1 protein-coding gene is annotated in these 1,154 nt (G+C 68.0%); it reads right to left on the bottom strand.

The window, feature by feature from the left end:
- Positions 1–1,154: phosphatidylglycerol lysyltransferase domain-containing protein (locus tag GSQ76_RS25445; RefSeq protein ID WP_158746899.1), on the bottom strand; the 1,154-nt coding region annotated here is incomplete at both ends.

Below are 1,154 nucleotides of genomic sequence, written 5' to 3'. Positions count from 1 at the left end.
ACCGCCGCAGCCCCTGGAAATCGTACAACCGCCCGCCATGCCGCCACAGCAGGCTCCCAGCCCGATGCCACCACGACGACAGCGGCAGGCTCGACAGCCCGGCCAGTGGCGCCATCCCCAGGCTCAACGTCTGGTAACCATCCTGCCTCAACGCCTGTCCCAACGCGGTGAACAGGAACTCCATCGCCACGGCGGGCGCGTCCGGCGTGTAGCGCATCACCCCAATCGTCGCCTCACTGCGCAAATCGGTGGTCATGATGGTGGCGAAGGCGACCGGCCGGTTGTTCTGGCACACCATGGCGATCGACTGGGACGCCAGATACGTCTGATCGAACGACGCGACCGAGAACCCCTTCTCCCGCGCCCCCCGATGCCGCAGCCAAGCGTCTGAAATCTGCCGCATCGCCGGCAAGACCGCCGCGACCTCGCCCGGTGGGATCAGCCGGAACTGCAGCCCATCCCGCTCGCCACGCTTCAACGCATATCGCAAATGGCTCCAGCGCGACCCGGCCAGGCTGAACCCGTCCAGCGCCACCCGCGCCTCCTCGCCCAGCTTCATGATCTTCAGCCCGGCATCCAGGTACAGCGCCAAATCACCCGGCCGGATCTGGTAGAACGCCGCCCGCCCGCCATGCGACGCCGCCGTCGCAACGAAGCTGCGGATCAACGCCGGCCATTCCCCCCGCGGCCCCACCGGGTCATACAGCGCAATCCAGCTCCGCCCGCGCTTGGCATACATCAGGAACGCCCGGCGCGAGGCGGAGAACATCACGCTCTTATCCCCCATCATCACCAAATGGGCGTCGCTGCGATCCTGCTCGCGAATGATCTGGATCGCCGCCGCCAGGTCCGCCGTGCTGGGCGGCTGCAGCCGCCCCGGCGCCAGGCGCAGCAACTGCCACACCGCGATTACCCCCGCCACCACCGCCGCCGCAAACGTCGCGCGCAGGGCCCGCGGCGCCCGCGCATCGAACGCGAACTCCCACCACAACCCGCGGCAATATTCCGTGTCATGGAACGCGAACAGCAGCGCCCAGACCGATAGCGCGACCACCATGCCGACCGCGATGAACCACCCGGCCGTAAACCGTTCCCGCAACAACGACGTCGGCCGATCGAACCGATGCCGGGTCGCCGCCAGCAACAGGATCAGC

The organism is Acidisphaera sp. L21, assembly GCF_009765685.1.
In the GTDB taxonomy this organism is placed as follows: domain Bacteria; phylum Pseudomonadota; class Alphaproteobacteria; order Acetobacterales; family Acetobacteraceae; genus LMUY01.
This window is presented reverse-complemented; position numbering and strand designations above follow the sequence as displayed.